25 protein-coding genes are annotated in these 24,798 nt (G+C 66.7%); 10 read left to right on the forward strand and 15 right to left on the reverse strand.

All coding sequences use genetic code 11. The features are described 5' to 3' along the window. Positions 1-205: 205 nt before the first annotated feature. Both RI032_RS16430 and RI032_RS16435 read left to right on the forward strand, forming a co-directional pair. Positions 206-979, forward strand: coding sequence for an NAD kinase (locus tag RI032_RS16430; protein ID WP_010480442.1), 774 nt, complete (start codon positions 206-208; stop codon positions 977-979). Positions 980-1,026: 47 nt separating this feature from the next. Then, the gene (locus tag RI032_RS16435; RefSeq protein WP_010480444.1) at positions 1,027-1,971 is read left to right on the forward strand and encodes a 5'-nucleotidase; all 945 of its coding nucleotides are present in this window, start codon (positions 1,027-1,029) and stop codon (positions 1,969-1,971) included. Between the two features lie 136 nt (positions 1,972-2,107). On the opposite strand, the gene RI032_RS16440 is transcribed toward RI032_RS16435, so the two are convergent. The 12 genes from RI032_RS16440 to asnS all read right to left on the reverse strand — a co-directional run bounded on the left by RI032_RS16440 (position 2,108) and on the right by asnS (position 12,584). Beyond that, complete coding sequence (locus tag RI032_RS16440; RefSeq protein ID WP_322547324.1) at positions 2,108-2,659, reverse strand: DUF2939 domain-containing protein; 552 nt, start codon at positions 2,657-2,659, stop codon at positions 2,108-2,110. A 42-nt stretch (positions 2,660-2,701) separates the two neighbouring features. After that, positions 2,702-3,682 (reverse strand): aldo/keto reductase, encoded by a 981-nt coding sequence (locus tag RI032_RS16445; RefSeq protein ID WP_134958660.1) that lies wholly within the window; start codon positions 3,680-3,682, stop codon positions 2,702-2,704. After that, the gene (locus tag RI032_RS16450) at positions 3,682-4,368 is read right to left on the reverse strand and encodes a DUF2461 domain-containing protein (RefSeq protein WP_049436750.1); all 687 of its coding nucleotides are present in this window, start codon (positions 4,366-4,368) and stop codon (positions 3,682-3,684) included. The genes RI032_RS16445 and RI032_RS16450 overlap by 1 nt, the downstream gene beginning before the upstream one ends. Then, positions 4,365-5,804 carry an exodeoxyribonuclease I gene (gene sbcB, locus RI032_RS16455; RefSeq protein WP_322547325.1) on the reverse strand — a complete coding sequence of 480 codons (1,440 nt, stop codon included), beginning with the start codon at positions 5,802-5,804 and terminating at the stop codon, positions 4,365-4,367. Before sbcB ends, RI032_RS16450 begins: the two co-directional genes overlap by 4 nt. Next, positions 5,804-7,171, reverse strand: a complete 1,368-nt coding sequence (locus RI032_RS16460; protein WP_049412943.1) for an FAD-dependent oxidoreductase — start codon at positions 7,169-7,171, stop codon at positions 5,804-5,806. The genes sbcB and RI032_RS16460 overlap by 1 nt, the downstream gene beginning before the upstream one ends. A gap of 32 nt (positions 7,172-7,203) precedes the next feature. Continuing rightward, positions 7,204-8,478 carry a kynureninase gene (kynU, locus tag RI032_RS16465; RefSeq protein ID WP_010480455.1) on the reverse strand — a complete coding sequence of 425 codons (1,275 nt, stop codon included), beginning with the start codon at positions 8,476-8,478 and terminating at the stop codon, positions 7,204-7,206. A 138-nt stretch (positions 8,479-8,616) separates the two neighbouring features. Beyond that, positions 8,617-9,138, reverse strand: coding sequence for a 3-hydroxyanthranilate 3,4-dioxygenase (locus RI032_RS16470; RefSeq protein WP_029379697.1), 522 nt, complete (start codon positions 9,136-9,138; stop codon positions 8,617-8,619). 19 nt (positions 9,139-9,157) lie between these two features. Further along, positions 9,158-9,820: a carbonate dehydratase gene (gene can, locus RI032_RS16475; protein ID WP_010480460.1), complete on the reverse strand. Its 663-nt coding sequence runs from the start codon at positions 9,818-9,820 to the stop codon at positions 9,158-9,160. Positions 9,821-9,892: 72 nt separating this feature from the next. After that, on the reverse strand, positions 9,893-10,531 hold the full coding sequence (locus RI032_RS16480; RefSeq protein WP_134958662.1) for an FMN-binding negative transcriptional regulator: 639 nt from the start codon (positions 10,529-10,531) through the stop codon (positions 9,893-9,895). Positions 10,532-10,538: 7 nt separating this feature from the next. Further along, a complete protein-coding gene (locus RI032_RS16485) occupies positions 10,539-10,853 on the reverse strand; it encodes a hypothetical protein (RefSeq protein ID WP_006453002.1) in 315 nt (104 codons plus the stop codon). A 7-nt stretch (positions 10,854-10,860) separates the two neighbouring features. Further along, the gene (locus RI032_RS16490; RefSeq protein WP_010480464.1) at positions 10,861-11,160 is read right to left on the reverse strand and encodes a hypothetical protein; all 300 of its coding nucleotides are present in this window, start codon (positions 11,158-11,160) and stop codon (positions 10,861-10,863) included. Between the two features lie 29 nt (positions 11,161-11,189). Next, complete coding sequence (gene asnS / locus RI032_RS16495; RefSeq protein WP_043398473.1) at positions 11,190-12,584, reverse strand: asparagine--tRNA ligase; 1,395 nt, start codon at positions 12,582-12,584, stop codon at positions 11,190-11,192. 128 nt (positions 12,585-12,712) lie between these two features. On the opposite strand from asnS, the gene RI032_RS16500 reads away from it, so the two are divergent. From RI032_RS16500 to rplI, 4 genes are all read left to right on the forward strand, one after another. Next, positions 12,713-13,051 (forward strand): HesB/IscA family protein, encoded by a 339-nt coding sequence (locus RI032_RS16500; protein WP_006376495.1) that lies wholly within the window; start codon positions 12,713-12,715, stop codon positions 13,049-13,051. Positions 13,052-13,284: 233 nt separating this feature from the next. Beyond that, a complete protein-coding gene (rpsF, locus tag RI032_RS16505) occupies positions 13,285-13,722 on the forward strand; it encodes a 30S ribosomal protein S6 (protein ID WP_006452997.1) in 438 nt (145 codons plus the stop codon). Positions 13,723-13,733: 11 nt separating this feature from the next. Beyond that, positions 13,734-13,964, forward strand: coding sequence for a 30S ribosomal protein S18 (rpsR, locus tag RI032_RS16510; RefSeq protein WP_002804494.1), 231 nt, complete (start codon positions 13,734-13,736; stop codon positions 13,962-13,964). A gap of 104 nt (positions 13,965-14,068) precedes the next feature. Beyond that, positions 14,069-14,518, forward strand: a complete 450-nt coding sequence (rplI, locus tag RI032_RS16515; protein ID WP_043398478.1) for a 50S ribosomal protein L9 — start codon at positions 14,069-14,071, stop codon at positions 14,516-14,518. Positions 14,519-14,648: 130 nt separating this feature from the next. On the opposite strand, the gene RI032_RS16520 is transcribed toward rplI, so the two are convergent. Both RI032_RS16520 and RI032_RS16525 read right to left on the reverse strand, forming a co-directional pair. Next, complete coding sequence (locus tag RI032_RS16520; protein ID WP_260362436.1) at positions 14,649-15,083, reverse strand: hypothetical protein; 435 nt, start codon at positions 15,081-15,083, stop codon at positions 14,649-14,651. A gap of 9 nt (positions 15,084-15,092) precedes the next feature. Next, positions 15,093-15,701 carry a DUF1963 domain-containing protein gene (locus RI032_RS16525; RefSeq protein ID WP_322547326.1) on the reverse strand — a complete coding sequence of 203 codons (609 nt, stop codon included), beginning with the start codon at positions 15,699-15,701 and terminating at the stop codon, positions 15,093-15,095. 311 nt (positions 15,702-16,012) lie between these two features. Here RI032_RS16525 and smc point away from each other — a divergent pair, with 311 nt between their 5' ends. Together smc and zipA are read left to right on the forward strand one after the other, a co-directional pair. Beyond that, on the forward strand, positions 16,013-19,516 hold the full coding sequence (gene smc / locus RI032_RS16530; protein WP_260362434.1) for a chromosome segregation protein SMC: 3,504 nt from the start codon (positions 16,013-16,015) through the stop codon (positions 19,514-19,516). 46 nt (positions 19,517-19,562) lie between these two features. After that, complete coding sequence (zipA, locus tag RI032_RS16535) at positions 19,563-20,300, forward strand: cell division protein ZipA (RefSeq protein WP_010480476.1); 738 nt, start codon at positions 19,563-19,565, stop codon at positions 20,298-20,300. 118 nt (positions 20,301-20,418) lie between these two features. Here zipA and RI032_RS16540 read toward each other — a convergent pair whose 3' ends face one another. Further along, positions 20,419-21,549, reverse strand: coding sequence for a pyridoxal phosphate-dependent aminotransferase (locus tag RI032_RS16540; RefSeq protein ID WP_322547327.1), 1,131 nt, complete (start codon positions 21,547-21,549; stop codon positions 20,419-20,421). A 236-nt stretch (positions 21,550-21,785) separates the two neighbouring features. On the opposite strand from RI032_RS16540, the gene ligA reads away from it, so the two are divergent. Beyond that, positions 21,786-24,251 carry an NAD-dependent DNA ligase LigA gene (gene ligA / locus RI032_RS16545; protein ID WP_043398485.1) on the forward strand — a complete coding sequence of 822 codons (2,466 nt, stop codon included), beginning with the start codon at positions 21,786-21,788 and terminating at the stop codon, positions 24,249-24,251. 50 nt (positions 24,252-24,301) lie between these two features. Further along, a complete protein-coding gene (locus RI032_RS16550) occupies positions 24,302-24,787 on the forward strand; it encodes a GNAT family N-acetyltransferase (protein WP_010480482.1) in 486 nt (161 codons plus the stop codon). The last annotated feature ends 11 nt before the right edge of the window (positions 24,788-24,798 follow it).

A 24,798-nucleotide genomic window follows, 5' to 3' on the forward strand; every position in this document is an offset into this window, starting at 1 on the left:
CCGTTGGCGCGCCCCCCTGACTCAGGGGGGCTCCTGATCTGCAGCAGTTGGAGGAACGGCCCCGCGAAAGCGGGGCCGTTCTGCATTGCCTGGTAGTGTCGGCCGCTGGCCGGCAACCGCATGAACCGCAACCGGGTGCAGCTGCCGGCCAGCGGCCGGCACTACCGGGTATGCTCTTGCTGGCACACCCCACCCGGATCCACCGATGAGCGACACCCCCCGCATCGCTTTCCTGGCCAGCACCACCGAACCTGCGCAGATGGCTCGCGCGGCGATGATTTCGCGTTATGGCGATCACACGCCGGAGCAGGCCGACGTGCTGTGCCCGCTGGGTGGCGACGGCTTCATGCTGCAGACCCTGCACCGGCACGGGCACCTGGGCAAGCCGGTGTTCGGCATGAAGCTGGGCACGGTCGGTTTCCTGATGAACCAGTACCGTGGCGACGATGACGTGCAGGCCCGCATTGCGCGCGCCGAACCGGCCAACCTGCGCCCGCTGGAAATGGTCGCGCTGACCGAATCGGGCACCAGTACCGGTTCGCTGGCCTACAACGATGTTTCGCTGCTGCGGCAGACCCGGCAAGCCGCGCATATCGGCATCGACCTGAACGGCCAGGAGCGCGTGGCTGAACTGATCGGCGACGGCGTGCTGGTGGCCACCCCGGCCGGCAGCACCGCCTACAACTATTCCGCGCATGGCCCGGTGCTGCCGCTGGGCTCGCACACCATCGCGCTGACGCCGTTGGCGCCCTATCGCCCACGGCGCTGGCGCGGCGCGATCCTGAAGGCGGATACCGAAGTGCGCTTCCGCGTGCTTGATCCGTACAAGCGTCCGGTCAGCGTGACCGCCGATTCGCACGAGACCCGCGACGTGGTCGAGGTGACCATCCGCGAGTCGAAGGACCGCCGCGTGACCCTGCTGTTCGACCCGGAGCACAATCTGGAAGACCGGATCCTGAGCGAACAGTTCGTTTTTTGAGGACAATAGGCGGCCGGCCATGCCGACCGCTTGAAGGACCCCCACCGATGGGCGACAACTCCCCCCGTTTGCTGACCGTCGCGGTGACCTCGCGCGCGCTGTTCGACCTCGAGGAAAGCCACGCGTTGTTCGAGAGCGATGGCGTGGCGGCCTATGCCGAGTTCCAGCGTCAGCACGAAGACGACATCCTCGGCCCGGGTGTGGCGTTCCCGGTGGTGCGCAAGCTGCTGGCGTTGAACCAGGGCGCCAGCCCGGAGAACCCGCGGGTCGAGGTCATCCTGCTGTCGCGCAACTCGGCCGATACCGGCCTGCGCATTTTCAACTCGATCCAGCACTATGGCCTGGGCATCATCCGCGCGACGTTCACCGCCGGCGAGCCGACCTGGCCCTACGTGAAGCCGTTCGGCACCGACCTGTTCCTGTCGGCCAACCCGGAATCAGTGCGCAGCGCGCTGCGCCATGGCATCGCTGCGGCCACCATCCTGCCCAAGCCGCCCGGCGAAACCGCCGCGGCGGCAGCCGATCAGATCGACATCACCCGCCCGGCCGGGCAGCTGCGCATCGCCTTCGACGGTGATGCGGTGATCTTCGGTGATGAGAGCGAGCGCATTTCGCGCGAGCAGGGCGTGGAAGCGTTTGGTCGCCACGAGCGCGAACGTGCCCGGGAACCGCTCAGTGGCGGCCCGTTCCGCGGCTTCCTGTCGGCCCTGCATACGCTGCAGGAAGTCTTCCCGGCCGGCGAAAGCGCACCGATCCGCACCGCATTGGTGACCGCACGCTCGGCACCGGCGCACGAGCGGGTGATCCGCACCCTGCGCGAGTGGGGCGTGCGCCTGGACGAGGCGCTGTTCCTCGGCGGCCGCCACAAGGGCCCGTTCCTGCAGGCGTTCGGCGCCGACATCTTCTTCGATGATTCGCAGCACAACATCGACAGCGCCCGCGAGCATGTGGCCGCCGGCCACGTACCGCACGGCGTCGCCAACGAAGGCTGAAGCCATGCCGGGTAGGTGCCGACCGTCGGTTGGCACTGCTTTGGATCCATGCCCACCAAGGTGGGCATCTACCAGAGCCGCATGCCCCGGTAGTTGCCAACCTAGGTCGGCATCGCCCTCAGGCCCCCGGGTGCGATCAAGGGCTGCCCGACATCCCCAGCTGCAGGTCCACCACCTTCCAGCGCAGGCCCTGCGGCTCCAGCACGACCTTCATCGGCGGCTGGCCGGGGTCGCGATCGACATCGATCACGAAGCGGTCCAGCGCTTCGAAATGATGCTCGGCATGCTTCAGCGGTCGCGCCGGCTCGGTCGGGCCGAAGGCATCGCCGCCCTGCAGTTCATTGCGGCCGCGCTTCCACAGCACGTGGCCCTGCAGCATCGCGCCGATACCGGTCGGGGTCACCATGGTGTCCACCGCGGCACCGCCTAGCTGGTCGCCCAACCCATACAGCAGGGCACCGAAGGGACTGGCCGCCACATCCGGGCCGGCCTGGCGCACCAGGTAGTCGTTGAGCTGCGCCCGCAGGCTGCTGCGCACGCGCGGGAAATCCACGTAGCGCTCCAGGCGCGCGGTGTCGCGCTGTTCAATGGCCTGGGACAGCCCGCGCACGGTCATGTAGGGGCCACCGAACCACCAGGCGGCCAAGGCCAGGACCAGCAGCACAACGAGTACAGTGAGTTTCTTCATGCCGCACAGACTGCCGCAACCGCAGCGGCATGGGGTGAAGACTCAATGACTGGGTGATCCGCGCCCATCACCGAAGGCGTTCACCAGCTGCTGGCGTTCGGCTGCGGTCAGTGCCTCAAGCCGCGTCGCCAGTACTTCGTCCAGGCTGACGGTGCGGGTGGTGCCGAGGATGCCGCTGGCCACGCCGGGATGGCCCAGGGCGTAGGCAAACGCGGTCTGGGCGGGGCGCTGGCTGCGGATGGTAGCGATGGCGTGGCGCATCCGGCGTGCACTGTGCATCAGTGCGCGGCTGCTTGGCTTGAGCCAGGCTCTGGCCAGGTACCAGGCGTCGGCCGGGCGCGGCAGGCGGGCGCGTGACGGCAGCAGATGGCCCTGCGCCAGCACGGTGCCGGCCAGCACGCCGATGCCCGCCGCGTGCAACTGGTCGATCAGCGGTTCACGGTCCTGTTGCAGGGCGTTGTAGTCCAGAAGCACCACATCGAACAGCATGGGATGGTCGATCATCCAGCACAGGGTCGACGCCGTGTGCGTATTGATGCCGGTGTGCCGGATCAGCCCGCGTTCGCGCAGTCGCTGCAGTGCGGCCAGCAGGTCATCGTTGATGTCGTGCTGGCTGGCACCGTGCAGCTGGTAGATATCGAGGTAATCCAGGCCGAGGTTGCGCAGCGAGGCTTCGCAGCTGGCGGTGATGGCGGCGGGCGAGAAATTGCGCTGCTCGGCGCCGCTGATGCCGGCCTGGCCGGTCAGCGTGCCGCCCTTGCTGGAGATCACCAGCGACTCGCGCGGGTATCGCTTCAGCAACGGGCGCAGGATGCGGCCCAGCCGCGGCTCGGCGTGGAAACCGGAGTAGTTGTGACCGGTGTCCAACAGGTTGACGCCCTGTGCCAGTGCGTGCTCGACCACGTGCGCGGCCGACTGTTCCGGGAACCGGCGATGCCCCCAGAAGCCGGAACAGCCCAGGCCCACCGGCGAAACCGCCAGCCCGGTGCGGCCCAGCGTGCGGCGTTGGTGCGCCAACGACATCAGAATTCCAGGTCCAGCGCCGCGCACAGATAGTCGACGAACGGGCCCAGCCCTGCCAGATCCCTGCCGAGCGTGGAAAGCAGGCGAGGGCCGGTCATGGTGGCGTCGTCCAGCGAGCGCCACATCACCCAGTTGCGATGCTTGAGGTCGTCGATGAACTCGAAATCAGCCGGGAAGCCGCGCGGTGGACGCACCAGTTTTTCGCTCTCCTCGAAGTCGAAGCGCTTGCGCAGCGCGGGAGCATGCGCGGCCGCCTTCCAGCTGCCCGGGTTGTCGAGGATGAAGTGGCGCACGCGGCGCTGGGTCTCCGGTTCTGGATGCCACAGGCCGGCGCCAACGAAGCTCTCGCCCGGTTGCAGGTGCACGTAGAACGAAGGCGCGGCCACTTCGCGGCGGCGCTCATGGAACAGGCGCGCACCCTGCCAGGTTTTGTACGGGGATTTGTCGTTGGAGAAGCGCGCGTCGCGGTGGATGCGGAACAGCGAGCCACCGACGCCACGGGTATCGGCGCGGAAGTGGTCGCTGATCTCCGCCAGCGCTGGCTGCAGGTCACCCAGCAGGCGCAGGAACGGCTGCCGGACGTGGTCTTCATACTGCTGGCGGTGATCGTTGAACCACGCCTTTTCGTTATGCCGCGCCAGGCTGCGCAGGAACTTGAAGCTGGCGTCCGAGAAATAGGTACTCACAAGGTCTCCTGCAGCTGCTGGCCCCAGTCGCGCAGCGATTGCAGCAGGGCCTGGCGCCGGGTGTCATCGGGCGCTTCGGCGGCCAGTGCATCGAGCTGCTGCTGGTACTGGGGCAGGTTGAGTTCGCCCAGGCCGCCGTCTCCGAGCAGGCGCTGGCGGCGGTAATCCTGCCAGCGCTGGCGTTCAGGCGGCGCGAGGCTGTCGGGATGATTGCGCGCGCGGTAGCGGAACAGCAGTTCGGGCAGGCGCGGGTCGCGGAAGCGGCCTTCCAGCGCGGCCAGCTGTTCCGGCGCTGTGGTGCGGGCCAGCGCCAGCAGCGGCTTGTCGCCATTGCCGAGGAAGCCGTCGTACAGCGAGGCATCGACGTCGGCCACGGTGGCCGCACGGGGCTGGTTGTAGACCTGGCGCGCCTTCTCGGCCAGTTGTGGGGCGAACGCGCGCAGGCGCTCGACCTTGGCCTCGATCGCGGCCACGTCCAGGCCGAGTCGCGCGTGGTCATCGGCGCGCAGGTGGTTCCAGGCGATCAGTGCTGGCACCTTGTTCAGATGCACTTCCTTCAGTGGCACCCGCACCGCGCCTTCGGGCAGTTCGCTGGCGCGCATGTACAGGCGCTGTGCGATCACCTCGGCCGGCAGTGCCAGCAGGTCGTCGATGTCGCCATCCAGGTCGAACACGATCACGCGGTTGTTGATGGTGGGATGCACGGCCAAGGGCAGCACCGGTGCCGCGCACAGGCGGCTGGCGGGGTAGCGCATGGAAATGTGCAGCACCGGCTTCATCGCGGTCATGTCCAGCAGGCTGCCGACGAAGCGCTTGTCGCGCAGCTTCAGCGCGTACTCCCACAGCCGCGGCTGCGACTGCTTGAACAGGCGTGCCATGCCGATGGTGGCGCGCACGTCGGACAGCGCTTCGTGCGCGTCGCCTTCGCGCACGTTGTTGGCCTCGGCCAGGTGCTCGAGCTTGAACGAGGTGGCGCCGTCCTCGCGCAGCGGCCACTGGATGCCGTCCGGACGCATCGCGCGCATGAGTCGCAGCATGTCCAGCAGGTCCCAGCGCGAATTGCCGTTGCGCCACTCGCGTTCGTAGGGGTCATGGAAGTTACGGAACAGGCCGTAGCGGACGAACTCATCGTCGAAGCGCAGGGTGTTGTAGCCCAATGCGCAGGTGCCGGGACGCGACAGCTGCTCGTTGATACGGTCGAAGGCTTCGGCCTCGCTGATGCCCTCGGCCAGGGCCTGCTGCGGGGTGATGCCGGTGACCAGGGTGGCCATCGGCGAGGGCAGCAGGTCGTCGGCCGGGCGCACGAAGAAACTGACCGGGGTATCGATCTCGTTGAGGTCGGCGTCGGTACGGATGGCGGCGTACTGGGAGATGCGCGTGCGTCGCGGGTCCTGGCCGAAGGTTTCCAGATCGTAGAACAGGAAGCTGTCAGCCATCAGTGCGCGCCCTCCAGGATCGGCAGCTGCGCGTGGATCTGCGCTTCCAGTGCCGTCCAGTCGATGTTGTCCAGTGAGTGGTGACCTGCAGTGGCCGCCGCCAGCATCTCGCGCTGCAGTTCGGTGCGGCGCAGCGCCTCGGCGTAGGGTGTGTGCAGGAAAGTGACCATCGTGTAATGCGGTACGAAGCGGGTCGGCCAGCGCCGCTGCAGTTCCTGCTCCAGGTCGCGCTGCAGAAGGAACGCAGGATCGGCCACGCGGTCGCGCATCTCCAGGTAGTTCTCCAGCGCCATCTGCTGGATGGCACGTGCATTCGGCTTGCGCTCGGCTTCGAAGGCTTCGAACGCGCCTTCCAGGTCGTCCGCTTCCATCAGATGACGGGCCAGAGACACGCAATCCTCGAATGCGCAGTTCATGCCCTGGCCGTGGAACGGCACCATCGCATGCGCAGCATCGCCGATCAGTACGGCGCGGCCCTGCTGATGCCATCGGTCCAGGGTGAGCGTGCCGAGCAGGCCCGGCGGGTGCTGTTCCCAGTCCGCGCGCAGGTTCGGGATCAACGGCAAGGTGTCGGCGAACTCCCGCGCGAACAGCGCCTCGGCCTGTACGCCGGTGTTGACCGTGGCGAAGCTGGGCTCGCCCTGGTTGGGCAGGAACAGGGTGACGGTGAAGGTGCCTTCGTGGTTGGGCAGGGCGATGCACATGTAGTGGCCGCGCGGCCAGATGTGCAGTGCGTTGCGCTCGATGCGGAAGCTGCCATCTGCGGCCGGCGGGATCTCCAGCTCCTTGTAGGAGTGGTCGAGGAAGGCGATGTCCTCGCCCAGCGGCGCACGGCGGTTCATCGCCGCGCGCAGCGCCGAGCCGGCGCCGTCCGCACCGATCAGGGTGTCGAAGCGGATGTCGTGCGGGCTGTCGTCGCGATCATCGATGAAGCGCGCGTAGCCGGCATCGAAATCGACGGTGTGCAGGCGGCGATGGAAGTGCACGGTGGCGCCGGCCTGTTCGGCCAGTTCCAGCAGCGTGGTGTTCAGGTCGCTGCGGTGGATCGACCAGATCACTTCGCTGTCATCACGGCCATAGCGCTGCAGCTGCGGTTCGCCTTCGCGCGGGTGCACCATGCGGCCGCGCATCATCACCGCGCGCGCCATCACCTCGTCTTCCACGCCGGCCTGGCGCAGCGCATTGCGCCCACGCTCGGCCAGCGCCAGGTTGATCGAGCGGCCGCTCTCGTAGTCGGCCACGCGCGGATCGCCGCGGCGCTCGTACAGGGTGATGCGCCAGCCCTGGCGTGACAGCAGGATGGCCAGCAGGGACCCGGCAAGGCCGGCACCGATAATGCTCAACGAGCGGGAAGCGTGTGCGATCAACGAACTGTCCAGCAGTAGGGGAAGGGACCGGCTTAGAGGCCGGCCCAGGCTTCCACTTCCTCGACGAAGTGGTGCACGTCCAGGTAGCGGTTGTAGAGCGGGGTGGGCGAAATACGGATCACGTCGGGTTCGCGCCAATCGCCGAGCACGCCGATGCCGCGCAGGTGTTCGAACAGTGCGCGGCCACGTTCGCGGCCCCCGATCACGCGCAGCGACAACTGGCAGCCGCGACGCTGCGGGTCGGCCGGGGTGATGATGTCCAGCACCTGCGGCAGGCGCGCGCGTACGAGTGCTTCGAGCATGCCGGTGAGTGCCAGCGATTTGCTGCGCAGCGCCTCCATGCCGGCACGCTCGAACAGCTCCAGCGAGGCACGCAGCGGTGCCAGGCCGAGGATCGGCGGGTTGCTCAGCTGCCAGCCTTCGGCGCCGATGGCCGGGGTGAACTGTGGTGCCATCTGGAAGCGGGTGGACTCTTCATGGCCCCACCAGCCGGCGAAACGCGGAAGGCTGGTGTCGCGATGGTGGCGCTCGTGCACGAAGGCGCCGGCAACCGCGCCAGGGCCGCTGTTGAGGTACTTGTAGTGGCACCACACGGCGAAGTCGGGTGCGATGTCATGCAGGCGCAGCGGCAGGTTGCCGACCGAGTGCGCCAGGTCGAAGCCGATGCGTGCGCCCTGCAGGCGGGCGGCACGGGTGATCGCATCCAGGTCGAAAGCCTGGCCGGTGCGGTACTGCACGCCGGGCCACAGCACCAGCGCCAGGCGCGGGCCGTGTTCGGCAATGGCGTGCTCGATCGCGGCCAGCGAGATCGTGCCGTTGGCCTCGTCCGGCTGCACTTCCACCAGGCACTCGGTCGGGTCGAAACCATGGAAGCGGATCTGTGCTTCCACCGCATGACGGTCGGTCGGGAATGCACCGGCCTCCATCAGGATCACCGGGCGCTCGGCCGTTGGCCGGTAGAAGCTGACCATCATCAGGTGCAGGTTCACGCTCAGCGTGTTCATCGCCACCACTTCGCTGGGCAATGCTCCGACCACGCGGGCCAGCTGCGCGCTCACCAGACGGTGGTAGGACAGCCACTGCGTCGGGCCGGTGAAGTGGCCTTCCACGGCCAGCTCGCCCCACTGCTTCATCACTTCCTGCACGGCCGCCTGTGCGCCACGCGGCTGCAGCCCCAGCGAGTTGCCGACGAAGTAGGTCTGCTCGCCGCCACCATGGCGCGGAATCAGGAATTCATTGCGCAGCGGGCGCAGCGGATCGGCGGCGTCCAGGGCGATGGCGTGGGTGCGGCTGAGCAGGTCGGACATGGTCGGGCAACAGGCTGCAACGGGACCGCCAGTGTAGCGCTTGGCGGCGTGCCTGCCGCCGAACCTGTAGAGCCGAGCCCATGCTCCGCTGCCGGGCCACGAAGCCGAGCATGGGCTCGGCTCTACAGGGGCAGGTGCTCAGCCCGCCGCAGGCACCGGCAGCGGATCCACGTGCCCGCACTGGCTGCAGGTACGCAGCTCCAGGCTGGCGTGGTAACGCGCGAACACCTTGGGCAGGTCGGTTTCGATGTTCTGCAGCGGGAAGTACTCTTCGTGCAGCTTGTGGTTGCAGTGTTCGCAATGCCAGATCACACCGTCCATCTCATGCGGCAGGCGCTTGCGCTCGACCACCAGGCCGATGCCACCGGGCGGACGCCGCGGCGAGTGCGGCACCTTCGCCGGCAGCAGGAAGATCTCGCCGGCGCGGATCGGAATGTCGCGCACCGCGCCGTCTTCCTGCACCTTCAGCACCATCTCGCCTTCGAGCTGGTAGAACCACTCCGGGCCTTCGTCGTAGTGGAAGTCGGTACGCGAGTTCGGCCCGCCCACCACCATCACAATGAAGTCGCCATTGTCGATCATCTTGTTGCCCACCGGTGGCTTCAGCAGGTGGCGGTTTTCTTCGATCCAGGCGTGCAGGTTGATCGGCGAAGCGAGCATGGTGGTCATCCGTAAGGGATCAGTCGCGCTTGCCCTTGCGCGGAATGTAGGACAGGGCCTTTTCATACGCCGGCTGCAGCTCTTCCTGCGAACCGACGTCGATGCCCATCTCGCGCACGCGTCCGTCCTTCAGACTGTAGACCCAGCCATGCACCATCAGCTTCTGGCCGCGGGCCCAGGCGTCCTGCACGATGGTCGAGCGGCACAGGTTGGCAACCTGCTCGATCACGTTCAGTTCGCACAGGCGAGCGTGCTTGAGCTCATCGGTCTCGATCGCATCGAGGATGCCGGTGTGCTTCTGCATCACGTCGCCCACATGGCGCAGCCAGTTGTCGGCCAGGCCGACGCGGGTGTTGTGCAGGCAGGCATGCACACCGCCGCAGCCGTAGTGGCCGACGATCAGGATGTGCTTCACCTTCAGCTGGTCCACCGCGTACTGCACCACGCTCAGGCAGTTCAGGTCGGTGTGGGCGACCACGTTGGCGACGTTGCGGTGCACGAACACTTCACCCGGGGCCATGCCGATGATCTGGTTGGCCGGCACGCGCGAATCGGAGCAGCCGATCCACAGGTATTCCGGGTGCTGCTGCTTGGCCAGCTGGTGGAAGAACTCGGGGTCTTCCTTCTCGATGCGGTCGGCCCAGTCGCGGTTGTTCTGCAGCAGCTTGTGGATGTCTTTCATGTACGGGTCCCTGGCGTCGGGTGGGGGCGCGCCGCAGCCATCCGGCTGCGTCGTCGCGGGAATCTGGGGCGTTCAGTCGCTGCGGGCAGCCTGTTCGCGGTGCCAGCGCATCCACTGCGCCAACTCGGTGGAAGAGGGGGTGCCGAGCTGTTCCAGTTCGGCGATCACGGCGCGCTGGTTGGCGTCGGGATGGTTCTGGCTCAGCTTGAGCTTGAGCTGCACCTGCTCGACCTGGAAACGGAAGCCGACGATGGCGCGCAGCTCCGGGCCGTGTTCGGCACGCGTGGCATCGAACTGCCAGGCCTGGCCGATACTGGCTTCGAAACGGTCGCTGATCGTACCGACCAGTTCGGCCAGCGCATCAGTGTCGTCGAAGGTCTGCAGCTGGCCACGCAGTTCGGCAGCGGCGTAGTTCCAGGTCGGCACCCGCGCCGCAGGTTCCTTGTCCGGGTACCAGCTGGCCGAGACATAGCCGTGCGGGCCGTCGACCAGCACCTTGGTCGCGCCGCTGTGGCGCGACTGCGGGTTGGCGCGGGCCCAGTGGCCGCGCAGTTCGATCTGTTCGCCGTCACGCCGGTACAGTACCGGCATCCGGGTCAGCTCCGGCAGACCATCGCGACCGGGCGTGAGCACGGTAACGAACGGGTCGCGCGCCAGCAGGCGGTCCAGCCAGAGCAGGTCGGTCTCGGCGAAGGCGCGCGGGGTGAACATGCTGGGTTCAGGCGCGCCCGCCCAGCGACTGGATCATGCGGCCACGCAGGCCCTCGTCGCTGTCGGCCTGCGGCGGCTGCACTTCGTGCAGGCTGAAGCCGCGCACCAGCGCGTCCTCTTCGTCCAGGCCGTCGTACTCGACGAACTCGGCGTCGAACAGCTGCGAACGGGCGGTGTCTTCGCTGTCATAGCTCAGCGTGTTGCCATCGCTGTCGAGCACTTCGGCGGTGCCGGCCGGGCGCACGCGCAGGCGCGCCCAGATCAGGGTGTTGCCGAGGCTGGCCAGCCACCAGCTGTCGCGCGAGGCGGTGATGTCATTCATGGGTGTGTTACCAGAGCGAGGCCAGCCAGAGCAGGGCGGCCATGCCCAGTCCGGCCAGCAGGGTCAGCAGCGATACCCAGGCCGGCGTCGCCAGCCCGGACAGCGAGCGGTCCGGCTGATTGCGATAGTCGCGGCGCAGCAGCCAGGCCAGGGCATCGGGCTTGAGGAAGGCGCCGCTGCCGAAGCGCTCGGCGAGCGCCGGATGGCGGTCGCGCACATGCACCAGGGTCAGCGGCCAGAAGATCACGAAGGCACTGAACCCGGCCACTGCAACGCCGACGAAACAGAGGGCGAAGAACAGGGTCATGGGGCAGTACCTCCGTGGTCGTGTGGGGCTTAGAAGTCCGCGCTGCCGGGGGCGCGCGGGTAGGGAATCGCATCGCGGATGTTGGACAGCCCGCAGACGTAGACCACCAGGCGCTCGAAGCCCAGGCCGAAGCCGGCGTGCGGCACCGAACCATAGCGGCGGAAATCGCGGTACCAGCTGTAATGCTCGCGATCCAGGCCGAACTGGGCCATGCGCGCATCCAGCACGTCCAGGCGCTCTTCGCGCTGGCTGCCGCCGATGATCTCGCCGATGCCCGGGGCCAGCACGTCCATCGCGGCGACGGTCTTGCCGTCGTCGTTCAGGCGCATGTAGAAGGCCTTGATGTGCTCCGGATAGTTGGTCACCACCACCGGGCGGCCGACGTGTTCCTCGGTCAGCCAGCGCTCGTGCTCGGTCTGCAGGTCCAGGCCCCATTCGACCGGGAAGTCGAACTTCCTGCCGGACTTCTGCAGCAGGGTGACCGCATCGGTGTAGTCGATGCGCTCGAACGGTGCGTTGATGAAGTCTTCCAGCTTGGTGATTGCGTTCTTGTCCACGCGCTCCGCGATGAAGGCCAGGTCGTCGCTGCGCTCGTTCAGCACCGCGCGGAACAGGTACTTCAGGAACTCTTCGGCCAGGCGCGCGTCTTCAGCCAGGTCGGCGAAGGCGATTTCCGGCTCGATCATCCAGAATTCCGCCAGGTGGCGGGTGGTGTGGCTGTTCTCGGCGCGGAAGGTCGGGCCGAAGGTGTAGACCTTGCTCAGCGCCAGGCAGTAAGCCTCGACGTTCAGCTGGCCGGACACGGTCAGGAAGGTTTCCTTGCCGAAGAAGTCGCGGCTGAAATCGATCGCGCCCCTCTCATCGCGTGGCAGGTTCACCATGTCCAGGGTGGACACGCGGAACATCTGGCCGGCGCCTTCGGCGTCGGAGGTGGTGATGATCGGGGTGCTGATCCAGTTGAAGCCGTTCTCGTGGAAGAAACGGTGCACGGCCTGGGCCAGGCAGTTGCGGATGCGGGTGACCGCGCCGAACAGGTTGGTGCGCGGGCGCAGGTGTGCCACTTCGCGCAGGAACTCCGGCGACATCGGCTTGGGCTGGATCGGGTAGGTGAGCGGGTCTTCGACCCAGCCGACCACTTCCAGTGCGCTGGCCTGGATCTCGAACGACTGGCCCTTGCCCTGCGACTTCACCAAGGTGCCGGTGGCAATGACCGAGCAGCCGCTGGTCAGGCGCTTGATCTCGTCGAAGTTGGCCAGGCCGTCGCCGGCCACGACCTGGATCGGGGCGAAGCAGGAGCCGTCGCTCACATTCACGAAAGCCAGATTCGCTGAACCGCGCACCGTGCGCACCCATCCGCGTACCGTGACTTCGCCGCCTTCCGGGATCTTCCCGGCAAGCGCATGTTCAACGCTGACCACCGTCATGACTTGAATCCTCTGCTGATCGACTCGATCTGTGAACACGGGAGTTTACCGGTTGCAGCGTTCTGCTTGCGAGGCATTTTTCGCGGCAACGGCTCCTTATAATGTCCCCGTACCTCTGGAGTAGCCCCATGGCCGTCAGCCTGACCCCCATTGCCTTCGAGCGCGTGCAGCGCTTCGTCGCCCAGACCCCCGGCGCGCTGGGCCTGCGTTTCGGCGTGACCAAGACCGGTTGCTCCGGCTGGGGTCACATCACCGACCTGGCCCGCGACGAGCGCGAGGGCGATACCGTGTTCGACCAGGACGGCGTGAAGATCTACGTCGACGCCAAGAGCCTGGCGCTGGTGGACGGCACCGTGATCGACTTCGGCAAGCACGGCCTGAGCGAGACGTTCACGTTCAGCAACCCCAATGCCACCGCCGAGTGTGGCTGCGGCGAGAGCTTCACCACCGACGCCGACAAGGCCTGACGGCCGGCCGCCGGGCATGGCCCGGCGCTACCCGCCTGGTGGGTGCCGACCTTGATCGGCACCGGGGCAGGGCACCCCGGTTCAGCATGTCGGGTACCCCCGGTTGCCCATCCTCCCCATCTGCGCCATAATGCGCGGCTTCCTGCCTACCCGGCGGGAACCCTTGCCCCACCGCGGTCTCAACGGCGGGGGGCTGTCCGGCCGCAAGGCCACATCCGAAAGGTAGAAAAAACATGAGTCGTCATTACGAAATCGTGTTCATGGTCCACCCGGACCAGAGCGAGCAGGTCCCGGCCATGATCGAGCGCTACAAGTCGCTGGTCGAGAACGGCAACGGCACCATCCACCGTCTGGAAGACTGGGGCCGCCGCCAGCTGGCGTACCCGATCCAGAACCTGGTGAAGGCCCACTACGTGCTGATGAACATCGAAGCCGACCAGGCCGTTCTGAACGAACTGACCGAGAGCTTCCGCTTCAACGACGCCGTGCTGCGCAACCTGGTCATCAAGCGTGACGAGGCTGACACCGAGCAGTCGCTGATCATGAAGAGCAAGGACGAGAAGGGTGACAAGCCGGAGCGCGGTGAGCGCCGTCGTCGTGACGACGAAGAAGGCGAGTCCACCACCACCGCTGACAACGAAGCCGGCGACGACGCCGCTTCTGCCGCCTAAGGAGCCTTCCCATGTCCAAGTTCTTCCGTCGCCGCAAGTTCTGCAAGTTCACGGCTGAAGGTGTGAAGGAGATCGACTATAAGGATCTCAACACCCTGCGCCAGTACCTGACCGAGAACGGCAAGATCGTGCCGAGCCGCGTCACCGGTACCAAGTCGAAGTACCAGCGCCAGCTGGCGACCGCCGTCAAGCGCGCTCGCTTCCTGGCCCTGATCCCGTACACCGACAACCACGACGTCTGATGCCCGGCGGGGCGGCCCGGTGCCGCCCCGCTGTGCCAGCTATTCGGACAGCCTTTGTTGCGGGGCATCGCCTCGCTAACGAATAACTCATCTGGAGCAATACCATGCAGCTGATCCTCCTGCAGAAAGTCACCAACCTCGGCAACCTGGGCGACCTGGTCGACGTGAAGCCGGGCTACGGCCGTAACTTCCTCGTGCCGCAGGGCAAGGCCGTGCCGGCCACCGAGAGCAACAAGGCCGAGTTCGAAGCCAAGCGCGCCGAGTACGAAGCCAAGGCCCAGGCCATCCACGCCGAAGCTGACGCCCGCAAGGCCAAGCTGGACGGCGCGAGCGTGACCATCCCGGCCAACGCTTCGACCGAAGGCAAGCTGTACGGCTCGGTCGGCGCCCGCGAAATCGCCGATGCCTTTACCGCTGCCGGCCTGCCGGTCAGCAAGAGCGAAGTCATCCTGGGCGAAGGCGCCTTCCGCAACATCGGCGAGTACGACGTGCTGATCCACCTGCACGCCGACGTCGAGACCACCGTCAAGGTTGTCGTCGTCGCCGAAGCCTGATCCCACGCCGTAAGGCCTGGCATCACCGCAGAACGGGCGCCCGCAAGGGTGCCCGTTTTGTTTTGGGCGAATGTCGGGTATGTAGAGTCGAGCCATGCTCGACTTGCCATCCGTCCTGCACCACTGCCTGCTAGGCAGCCTCACCCGGGAAGTGGCGTTCAAAATCTGCAAGCGCATTGGCAACGTCCATCCGTAGTTGATCGGGTTGCAGAAGTTCTCCTGCGCGATGTGCCCGTTCGATCATCATGCCGATACAGGTCGCCATATCTGCAGATACAACGGACACGAGGGCGTTCCTGTCGACGGTTTTCCAAGGCTGGCAGCCGTAGACCATATCCATGGTCAGCAGCTGCCTTTTGAGAAACAGCTTCAAGCGGTCTGGTCCATCCGGTTCGAATGTCCCGATCGTCCCGGAGACCCGAAGAACGATTCCGAATTTGGTGATGGATCGAAGATAGTTCCCCTTCACATGACGCTCGAAGCAGATGTTCAGTTGTCTCTGGAGCGGGGCAAATAGGGCGCCTGACGGCGGATCGCCATACTGGCCGCTGATCTGTATCTGCATGGGCAGCTCTCAAGTGGTCTGGATGACGAATCGACCGCAGTCCATCGAAGGTGAGGGAATGTTGCGATCAAGCAACAGATAGCCCATTCCGCCGACCAGGATTCCTCGATGCGTCGGTGCTGCCCGGTTCAATCGGGAACCGTTGATCTGGAGGATGAATTCCCGTCCATCAGTGCAATCGTCCTGAAGCCAAGCGGGAATTCCGCCAATCTTGGCGATTCCGTTCTCGGCGTCATCCGGGATGGAGGCCGTGGCAGTGGTGATCAGGCGCGGATCAAAAGGGGGCGCTGCGCTGTCTGGGCCGGATTCGTAGGGTGCGTAAGCGATGACACGTCCGCCAGTCAGTACAGCGGTTTCGATGTAGGCATCATCAAGAACGCCATAAGGCGTGAAGATCGACACGCAGAGGTGAGCTCTGATTGCGATCTTCGGGATGTGCGTTTGAATGAAGGGAGCAGGTAGGCTCGCAAGATGAAGCATCGGCTTCCCCTTTGCGTCGCAAGGCCAGCGAGTATCGGGAGGCAGGTATGGATTGCCTCCAAGAAAGGCGCGATCCCGGGCTTGGCCAAGGTGCTCAAACTTCAGCTCCTGGTAGGCAGGCTGGCTAGGGCTGTTCATCGGTCCATGCTGCAGCCTAGAGACGTGGCTGGCTAGGCTGACTCAAAAAATATACTTTAAAATCAAATATTTGGTTCAGGAGGGAGGGGGCTGCGCGGTCCCAAAGCGACATTCAAGCGTGAAACGGAGTTCGTGTATGGGCATTCTCGGCCGGTCATCCCGCCCGTGGAACATTCGCGCCGTTATACTCATTCCATTGTGTCACCCTTGGCTTCATTGAATTCTTTTGAAATCAATGGCTTGAGGTGCTGGCTGACCTGACATCCACAATGCGGACGCCCTCTGGGCGGCCGTTGGAACCCAATCACGCCATGCGTCTTTCCACGATCAAGCTGTCCGGCTTCAAGTCGTTCGTCGATCCGACCACTCTGCACCTGCCGACCAACATGACCGGCGTGGTGGGGCCCAATGGCTGCGGCAAGTCGAACATCATCGACGCCGTGCGCTGGGTCATGGGCGAGAGTTCGGCCAGCCGCCTGCGCGGCGACTCGCTGACCGACGTGATCTTCTCCGGGTCCAATGCGCGCAAGCCGGTCTCGCAGGCCACGGTCGAGCTGATCTTCGACAACTCCGACCACACGATCTCGGGCGAGTACGCCTCGTTCAACGAAATCTCGGTCAAGCGCACGGTCAGCCGCGACGGCACCAGCAATTACTACCTCAACGGCACCAAGTGCCGCCGCCGCGACATCACCGATCTGTTCCTCGGCACCGGCCTGGGCCCGCGCAGCTACTCGATCATCGAGCAGGGCATGATCAGCCAGATCATCGAGGCACGCCCGGAAGACCTGCGCGTCTACCTGGAAGAGGCGGCCGGCATCTCCAAATACAAGGAGCGCCGCAAGGAGACCGAGACCCGCATCCGCCACACCCGCGAGAACCTGGACCGGCTGGGCGACCTGCGCGACGAGATCAGCAAGCAGCTGGAGCACCTCAAGCGCCAGGCCAAGCAGGCCGAGCAGTACCAGGCGCTGCAGGAAGAGCGCCGGGTCAAGGATGCCGAATGGAAGGCGCTGGAATTCCGTGGCCTCGACGGGCGCCTGTCGAAGCTGCGCGAAGGGCTGTCGCAGGAAGAAACCAGGTTGCAACAGCTGATCGCTGACCAGCGTGATGCCGAGGCCCGCATCGAGACCTCGCGGGTACGCCGCGAAGAGGCCGCCGATGCGCTCAACACCGCGCAGGCGGCGGTCTACCAGGTCGGCAGCACGCTGGCGCGCCTGGAACAGCAGATCCAGCACCAGCGCGAGCTGTCGCAGCGCCTGCACAAGGCGCGCGATGAAACCCAGCAGGCGCTGGCTGAACTGGGCCAGCACATCAGCGGCGACGAGGCCAAACTGAGGGTGCTGCGCGAGGCGGTGGAGGCCGCCACTCCGCAGCTGGAAGCACTGCAGGAAGAAAACGAGATCAAGCAGGAAAGCCTGCGTGAGGCTGAAGAGCGGCTGGCCAGCTGGCAGCAGCGCTGGGAACAGCACACCTCGCAGAGTTCGGAAGCCTCGCGCGCCGGCGATGTCGAGCGCACGCGCGTGGACTACCTGGACAAGCAGATCCTCGACGCCGACCGGCGTCGCGAGGCCCTGGCCGCCGAACGCGCCGGCCTGGACGTGGATGCGCTGGAAGAAGCCTTCGAGCAGCTGCACCTGCAGCACGACACGCAGAAGACCGCGCTGGATGAATTGAGCGAAGACGTCGAGCTGCGCAAGCAGGGCGTGGCGGCCGTGCAGGAGCAGCAGCGGAATGGCCAGAACGAACTGGCTGAACTGCGCAAGCAGGCCAACGGCCTGCGCGGTCGCCTGGCCTCGCTGGAAACCCTGCAGCAGGCCGCACTGGGCCAGGAGCAGGGCGCGGCCGTGGCCTGGCTGAAGGCGCGCGGGCTGGATTCGGCGGCGCGCGTCGGCGAACGCCTGGACGTGGATGCCGGTTGGGAAAACGCGGTGGAAAGCGCGCTTGGCCAGTTGATCGAAGGCGTGCTGGTCGATGACCCGGCCAGCCTGGTCGACGCGCTGGGCGAACTGGGCGAGGGCCACATTGCACTGGTCGCCAACGATGGCGCGGACCTGAAGGTCGCGCCGACCTCGCTGGCTGCACGCGTGCGTGGCCCGGCAGCGATCCGGCGCCTGCTGGCGCACCTGCACGGTGCCAGGGATCTGGCCGAAGCCAAGGCGCTGCAGGCCAGCCTGCCGGAAGGCGATTCGATCATCACCCAAAGTGGCGAGCGCCTGGGTCAGGGCTGGCTGCGCGTATCGCGTTCCGGCGCGGCCCAGCAGGGCGCGCTGCTGCGCGAACGTGAGATCAATGAACTGCGTGAGCAGATCGAGCAGCTGCAGGACCGCGAAGCCGAGCTGGAAGAACAGCTGGCAGGCTTCCGCGAGCAGTTGCAGGCCGCCGAACAGCAGCGCGAAGACGCGCAGCGTGCGCTGTACCAGGCCCATCGCGCGGTCTCTGAACTGGCAGGCCAGCTGCAGGGCCAGCAGGGCAAGGTGGAGGCCGCGCGCACGCGCATCGACCGCATCGAAGGTGAGCTGAAGCAGCTGCAGGACACGCTGGAAGCCAACAACGAGCAGGCGCGTGAGGCGCGCTCGCGGTTGGAGAACGCGGTCAGCAGCATGGGCGACCTGGAATCGACCCGGCAGCGGCTGGAGGGCGAGCGCCGCCAGCTGACCGAGGCCCGCGACCTGGCCCGCGACGCTGCACGTGCGGTGCGCGAGCGGTCGCACTCGCTGGCCCTGACCCTGGAATCGCAGCGGGCGCAGCTGGCCTCGTTGAGCCAGGCGTTGGAGCGCATGGGTACCCAGCGCGGGCAGTTGGATTCGCGCCTGGGCGAACTGCATTCGCAGCTGGATGAAGGTGATTCGCCGGTCGAGTCGCTGCAGGCCGAGCACCAGAACGCACTGGAAGAGCGTGTGCGGGCCGATCGCGTGCTGACCGAGGCGCGCACGCTGCTGGACGGCATCGACGCCGAACTGCGCAACTACGAACAGACCCGCCACCAGCGCGACGAACAGGCGCTGGCCCAGCGCGAACGCATTTCGCAGCGCAAGCTGGACCAGCAGGCGCTGGTGCTCAGCGCGGAGACCCTGCAGGGGGCGGTGGAGAAGGCCGGTTTCGTACTGCAGGACGTGCTCAATGCGCTGCCCGAGGATGCCCGCCTGGGCGACTGGGAGCAGGCCGTGCATCAGATCGATGGCCGCATGCGCCGGCTGGAGCCGGTCAATCTGGCCGCCATCCACGAGTACGGCGAGGCGTCGCAGCGCTCGGACTACCTGGATTCGCAGCACACCGACCTGACCACGGCGCTGGAAACCCTGGAAGATGCGATCCGCAAGATCGACCGCGAGACCCGTGGCCGCTTCAAGGACACCTTCGACCGCGTCAACGCCGGCGTGCAGGCGCTGTACCCGCGCCTGTTCGGCGGTGGCCACGCCTACCTGGAGCTGACCGGTGAAGACCTGCTCGACACCGGTGTGACCATCATGGCGCGTCCGCCGGGCAAGCGCGTGTCCAGCATCTCGCTGCTGTCCGGCGGCGAAAAGGCGATGACTGCGGTGGCGCTGGTGTTCGCCATCTTCCAGCTGAATCCAGCACCGTTCTGCCTGCTGGACGAGGTGGATGCGCCGCTGGACGAAGCCAACGTCGGCCGCCTGGCCAACATGGTCAAGGAAATGAGCGAAAAGGTGCAGTTCCTGTTCGTCAGCCACAACAAGGCGACGATGGAGGCCGCGCACCAGTTGTCGGGCGTGACCATGCGCGAGCCGGGCGTCAGCCGCCTGGTCAGCGTGGACCTGGAAGAAGCCGCGCGATTGGCGGGCGCGGCCTGACGTGCCATCCTAGTTACCTGAATGAACTAGCCGGAGAACCTATCGAATGTCCGACACGGCACTGTTGCGCATCGGCATCCTGGCCGCCGGCCTGCTGTTGATCGCCGCGATCTTCCTGTTTGGCCGTCCGAAGAAGAAGCCCCAGGGCCGCCGCGTGGAAAGCGCGGAACCGAACAGCGGCGAGCGCCGCGAGCCGGTGCTGGGCGAAGACGGCGTCACCGTGGCCGATGGCCGCGTCGAACCGGGCATGGGCACGGAAGGTGAGCAGGCCGAACTCGGCCTGGGCGAAACCGATCCGGGCGCCAGCGACCTCGGCAAGCGCGCCACCCAGGACTTCGACAAGATCGTCTCGCTGTTCGTGGCCGCTCGGGCCGGCGAACAGCTGCGTGGCGAAGACATCGTGGTGGCGGCCGAAAAGACCGGCCTGGTGTTCGGCCACATGAACGTGTTCCACCGCCTGGTGGAAGGCCACCCCGAGCGCGGCCCGATCTTCTCGATGGCCAGCATCATGAAGCCGGGCAGCTTCGACATGGCCAACATCCGTGCCATGGAGACCCCAGCCATCGCCTTCTTCCTGACCCTGCCGGCGCCGCTGACCGCGCTGGATGCCTGGGAGAAAATGCTGCCGACCGTGCAGCGCATGGCCGAGCTGCTGGATGGCGTTGTGCTGGATGACAGCCGCAACGCCCTGGGGCGCCAGCGCATCGCGCACATCCGTGACGAGCTGCGCGCCTATGACCGTCAGCACCAGGCTCCGCCGTTGACCAAGACCCCGCGCTGGTAAGCGCCATGGCGTGCCGACCAACGGTCGGCACCCACCCCGACCAACGGTCGGCACCCACAACAGTAGATCCGCGCCAAGCGTGGATGGGGCGAACCAAGGTTCGCCCCCACCAACAGGGTCAGGCCGGTACGCCGGCCACCTTCGCGAACGCATTGCGGAACGCGGCCATCTCCTCTTCGGTGCCGACGGTCACGCGCACGCGCTGTGGCCAGATCGGCCAGCTTCGCCCGATCACCACGCCGTTGTCGGCCATTGCCTTGGCGAACGCGCTGCCATCGCGCCGGACGTCGACCACGAAGCAGTTCGCTTCCGACCGCACGCAGCTGAAACCACGCTTGCCCAGCCACGCGATGGTGGCCTGCCGCACCTTGGCATTCTGCAGGCGGCGCTGAGGAATCAACTGCGGATCGCGCAGGCTGGCCAGTGCAGCGGCCAGTGCCGGCACGGGCAGCGGGTTGTCGCCCAGGCTGGCCAGTTCGCGCAGGCGGTCGGGATGCGCGGCCGCCACGCCCAGTCGCAGGCCGGCCATGCCATAAAGCTTGGAGAACGTGCGCAACACGATCAGGTCGTCGCGCTGCGCCACCTGCGCAATCAGGCTCGGCTGCTCGCTGTACTGCAGGTAGGCCTCGTCCAGCAGCACGCGGGTGGAGGCGGGCTTGTGGGCCAGCAGCCAGGCAAGCTCATCCGGTGGGCTGATCGAGCCGGTCGGGTTGTTCGGGTTGCACACATACAGCAGTCTGGTCGGGCGTGCATGCGCGGCGGCAACCATTGCACGCAGGTCATGTGCGCCGTCGTCGCGCAGCGGCACTTTCTGCACGTGCGCACCGTGTGCGGCGGCGACCTCGCCCAGCGTCTCGAAGGTCGGGTCGGCGACTACCAGTCCCGCCAGCGGGCCGGTCCATAGCACGGCGGCACGGTTCAGCGGTTCGCTGGAACCCGGATACAACCGCACGTGATCAGCCGGAATGCGTGCCTGTTCGATGAAGGCGTCGCGCACCTGTCCGGCCAGTGCGAAACGGTAGCGGCCGCAACCGGCGATGCTGTCGCGTGCCGCCTGCTGGGCTGCGGGCGAGGGGCCGTAGGGGCATTCGTTGAAATTCAGCAGCACCGCACCTTCGGCGGGGGCGGGGGCGGGGGCGGCGGCTGTCGCGGGTTGGGCATGGCCGAGCTGCGGCAGCCCGCTGCCGGCGACGGCGAGGCCAGCACTGGCCAGTTGCAGGAAGCGTCGACGGGAAGCGGGCAGGGGCACGGGCAGGATTCCGAAGGGCAGACCGTCGCACGCTAGCGCCGGTGAGGGTGGGCGGCAAGCTGCATTTGCAGCGTCGAGCCGTGCTCGACTACAGACGTGCCAACCAAGGTTGGCACCTGCCAGAGCGGAGGGGGGGGCAGTCGAGCATGGCTCGACGCTGCAAAAGCGGGGCCGTTACCGGGCCTGACGGCCGGGCGCGGTAGAATTCCCGGCCATCCCAGAACCACCGGATCCCGATGAGCCCCAGCCCAGCCGAACGCGCCGAAGACCTCCGCCGGCAGATCGCCCAGGCCAACCGCGCCTACCACGAGCTGGACGCGCCGGAGATCCCTGACGTCGACTACGACCGGATGGTGCGCGAGCTGGAAGCGCTGGAGCGCGAGCACCCGGAACTGGCCCGTGCCGACAGCCCGACCCAGCAGGTCGGTGCGCGGCCCTCCGGCCGTTTCCCGGAGGTGCGCCACGCGGTACCGATGTTGTCGCTGTCCAATGCCTTCAGCGATGAAGAAGTGGCCGATTTCGTGCGCCGCATCGATGAGCGCCTGGGTCGTCGCAGCCTGCGGTTCTCGGCCGAGCCGAAGATGGACGGCCTGGCGATCAGCCTGCGCTACGAAGAGGGTCATTTCGTGCTCGGCGCGACCCGTGGCGATGGCAGTACCGGCGAGGACGTGACCGCCAACCTGCGCGAGATCGGTGACATTCCCAAGCGCCTGCACGGCAAGGACTGGCCGGATGTGCTGGAGGTACGCGGCGAGGTCTACATGGCGCGCGCCGATTTCGAGGCGTACAACGAACGTGCACGCCAGCACGGTGGCAAGGTGCTGGCCAATCCGCGCAACGCCGCGGCCGGCTCGCTGCGCCAGCTCGATCCGAAGATCAGTGCGCAGCGCAGGCTGAGTTTCTTCGCCTACGGCACCGGCGAAGTGCAGGGCGGCGAACTGCCGGACACCCATTCGGGCACCCTGGCCCAGCTCGGTACCTGGGGCTTCCCGGTCAGTGAGCTGTGCAAGGTGGTGGACGGCACCGACGGCCTGCTCGGCTACTACCGCGACATCGGTGAGCGCCGCGATGGCCTGCCGTTCGATATCGATGGCGTGGTCTACAAGCTCGATGACCGTGCGGGTCAGCAGGCGATGGGCTTCGTTTCGCGCGCGCCGCGCTGGGCCATCGCGCACAAGTTCCCGGCGCAGGAACAGAGCACTACCGTGGAGGCCATCGAGATCCAGATCGGCCGCACTGGTGCGGCCACGCCGGTCGCGCGCCTGGCGCCGGTGGCGGTGGCCGGCGTGATCGTGTCCAACGCCACGCTGCACAACGCCGACCAGATCGCACGCCTGGATGTGCGCGTCGGCGACAGCGTGATCGTGCGCCGTGCTGGCGATGTCATTCCCGAAGTGGTCAGCGTCATCCTCGACCGCCGCCCGCAGGGCACGGCGCCGTGGCAGATGCCGACGCGCTGCCCGGTCTGTGGCTCGGAGATCGTGCGTGAGGAGGGGGCAGCGGCGTGGCGTTGTTCGGGCGAACTGTCCTGCCCGGCGCAGCGCAAGGAAGCCATCGCCCATTTCGCCTCGCGCCGCGCGATGGACATCGATGGCCTGGGTGACAAGTACATCGAAACCCTGGTCGACGCCGGCATCGTCAAGAGCGTGGCCGACCTGTACCGCCTCAGCCGTGACCAGCTGCTGCACCTGAAACTGGTACTGGACGCCGAGGATCCGTCAGCACTGGCCGCTGCGCTGAAGCTGCACCTGCCCGCCGAGGGCAGTGGTGCGGTGCTCAATGCGGTGCTGAAGCTGGACGGCAACGATCCGGGCTGGCGTGCGCGGGCGCTGGTGCAGCCGGCCAGCTTCGAATGGAACACGAAGAAGATCGCCACCAAGTGGGCCGACAACCTGATCGCGGCGATCGACGCCAGTCGTGATGCCACGCTGGAGCGCCTGCTGTTCGCGCTCGGCATCGAGCATGTGGGCGAAAGCACGGCCAAGGCGCTGGCGCAGTGGTTCGGTGACCTGGAGCTGATCCGCCATCTGCCGTGGCCGTTGTTCAAGCGTGTGCCGGACATCGGTGGCGAAGTGGCGCGCTCGCTCGGCCATTTCTTCGAGCAGCAGGGCAACCAGCAGGCCATCGATGACCTGTTGCAGGTTGGCCAGGTGCGCATCAGCGATGTGCACGCGCCCAGTGCCAAGCTGCGCGAGGGCCTGGATCTGGCGCAGCTGTTGGTCGAGTCGGAGATCCCCGGCATTACCCGCCTGCGCGCGGAAAAGCTGGTGGCTGCGCTGCCTGGCGCGCAGGCGGTGCTCGACGCCGAGCATGGCCAGTTCGTCAACGCCGGCCTACCGGACGACACTGCGCGCGGTCTAGCGGAGTGGCTGGACGCCGAAGGCCATGGCGCGATGCTGTTGGCCGCCGAGAAGGCGATGCAGCAGATCCTGGCCAAGGCGCCGGCGCTGGCCGAGATTGTGGCCGGTCCGCTGGATGGGCAGACCGTGGTACTGACCGGCACCCTGGCGCAGCTCACCCGCGATGCCGCCAAGGAGCGCCTGGAGGCGCTGGGCGCCAAGGTCTCCGGCAGCGTCTCGAAGAAGACCAGCTTTGTGGTGGCCGGTACCGAGGCAGGCTCCAAGCTGGACAAGGCACAGTCGCTGGGCGTGCCGGTGTGGGACGAAGACCGCCTGCTGGCCTATCTTGCCGAACACGAATGATGACCCCGCCGGGTGCCCCTGCGCCCGGCATGAAACACAAAGGAACACCGATGCAGACCGCCCCGCTGGATTTCCGCCTGGCTACCCGAGCTGACGAAGAGCTGCTGATCGCGTTGATGCGCGAGTTCTACGCCGAAGACAGGATCGACTTCGATGACGCGCGCGTGCGTCGCGGTGTGGATGCGCTGCTGGCTGACCCGCGCAATGGCGAAGTGCTGCTGTGGCTGGACGAGGCGGGCGAGGTGGTCGGCTACGCAGTGATCGCGATGGGTTTCAGCCTGGAGCAGGGCGGCCACTTCATGCTGCTGGACGAGCTGTACCTGAGCCATCGCGCGCGCGGTCGTGGCCGCGGCAAGCAGGCGCTGGCCATCTGCGAACAGCGCGCTCGCGGGCGTGGCGTCAGCCGCCTGCGCCTGGAAGTGAACCACCACAACGAACTGGCCCGGCGCCTGTACCTGGCCAGCGGCTACATCGATGACACCCGCGATCTGCTGACTCTGCCGCTGGACCACCCGCGCCCGGAGGGCATCCTGTGAGCGAGGCCCTG

It is taken from the genome of Stenotrophomonas geniculata (genome assembly GCF_034508895.1).
Classification (GTDB): Bacteria; Pseudomonadota; Gammaproteobacteria; order Xanthomonadales; family Xanthomonadaceae; genus Stenotrophomonas; species Stenotrophomonas geniculata.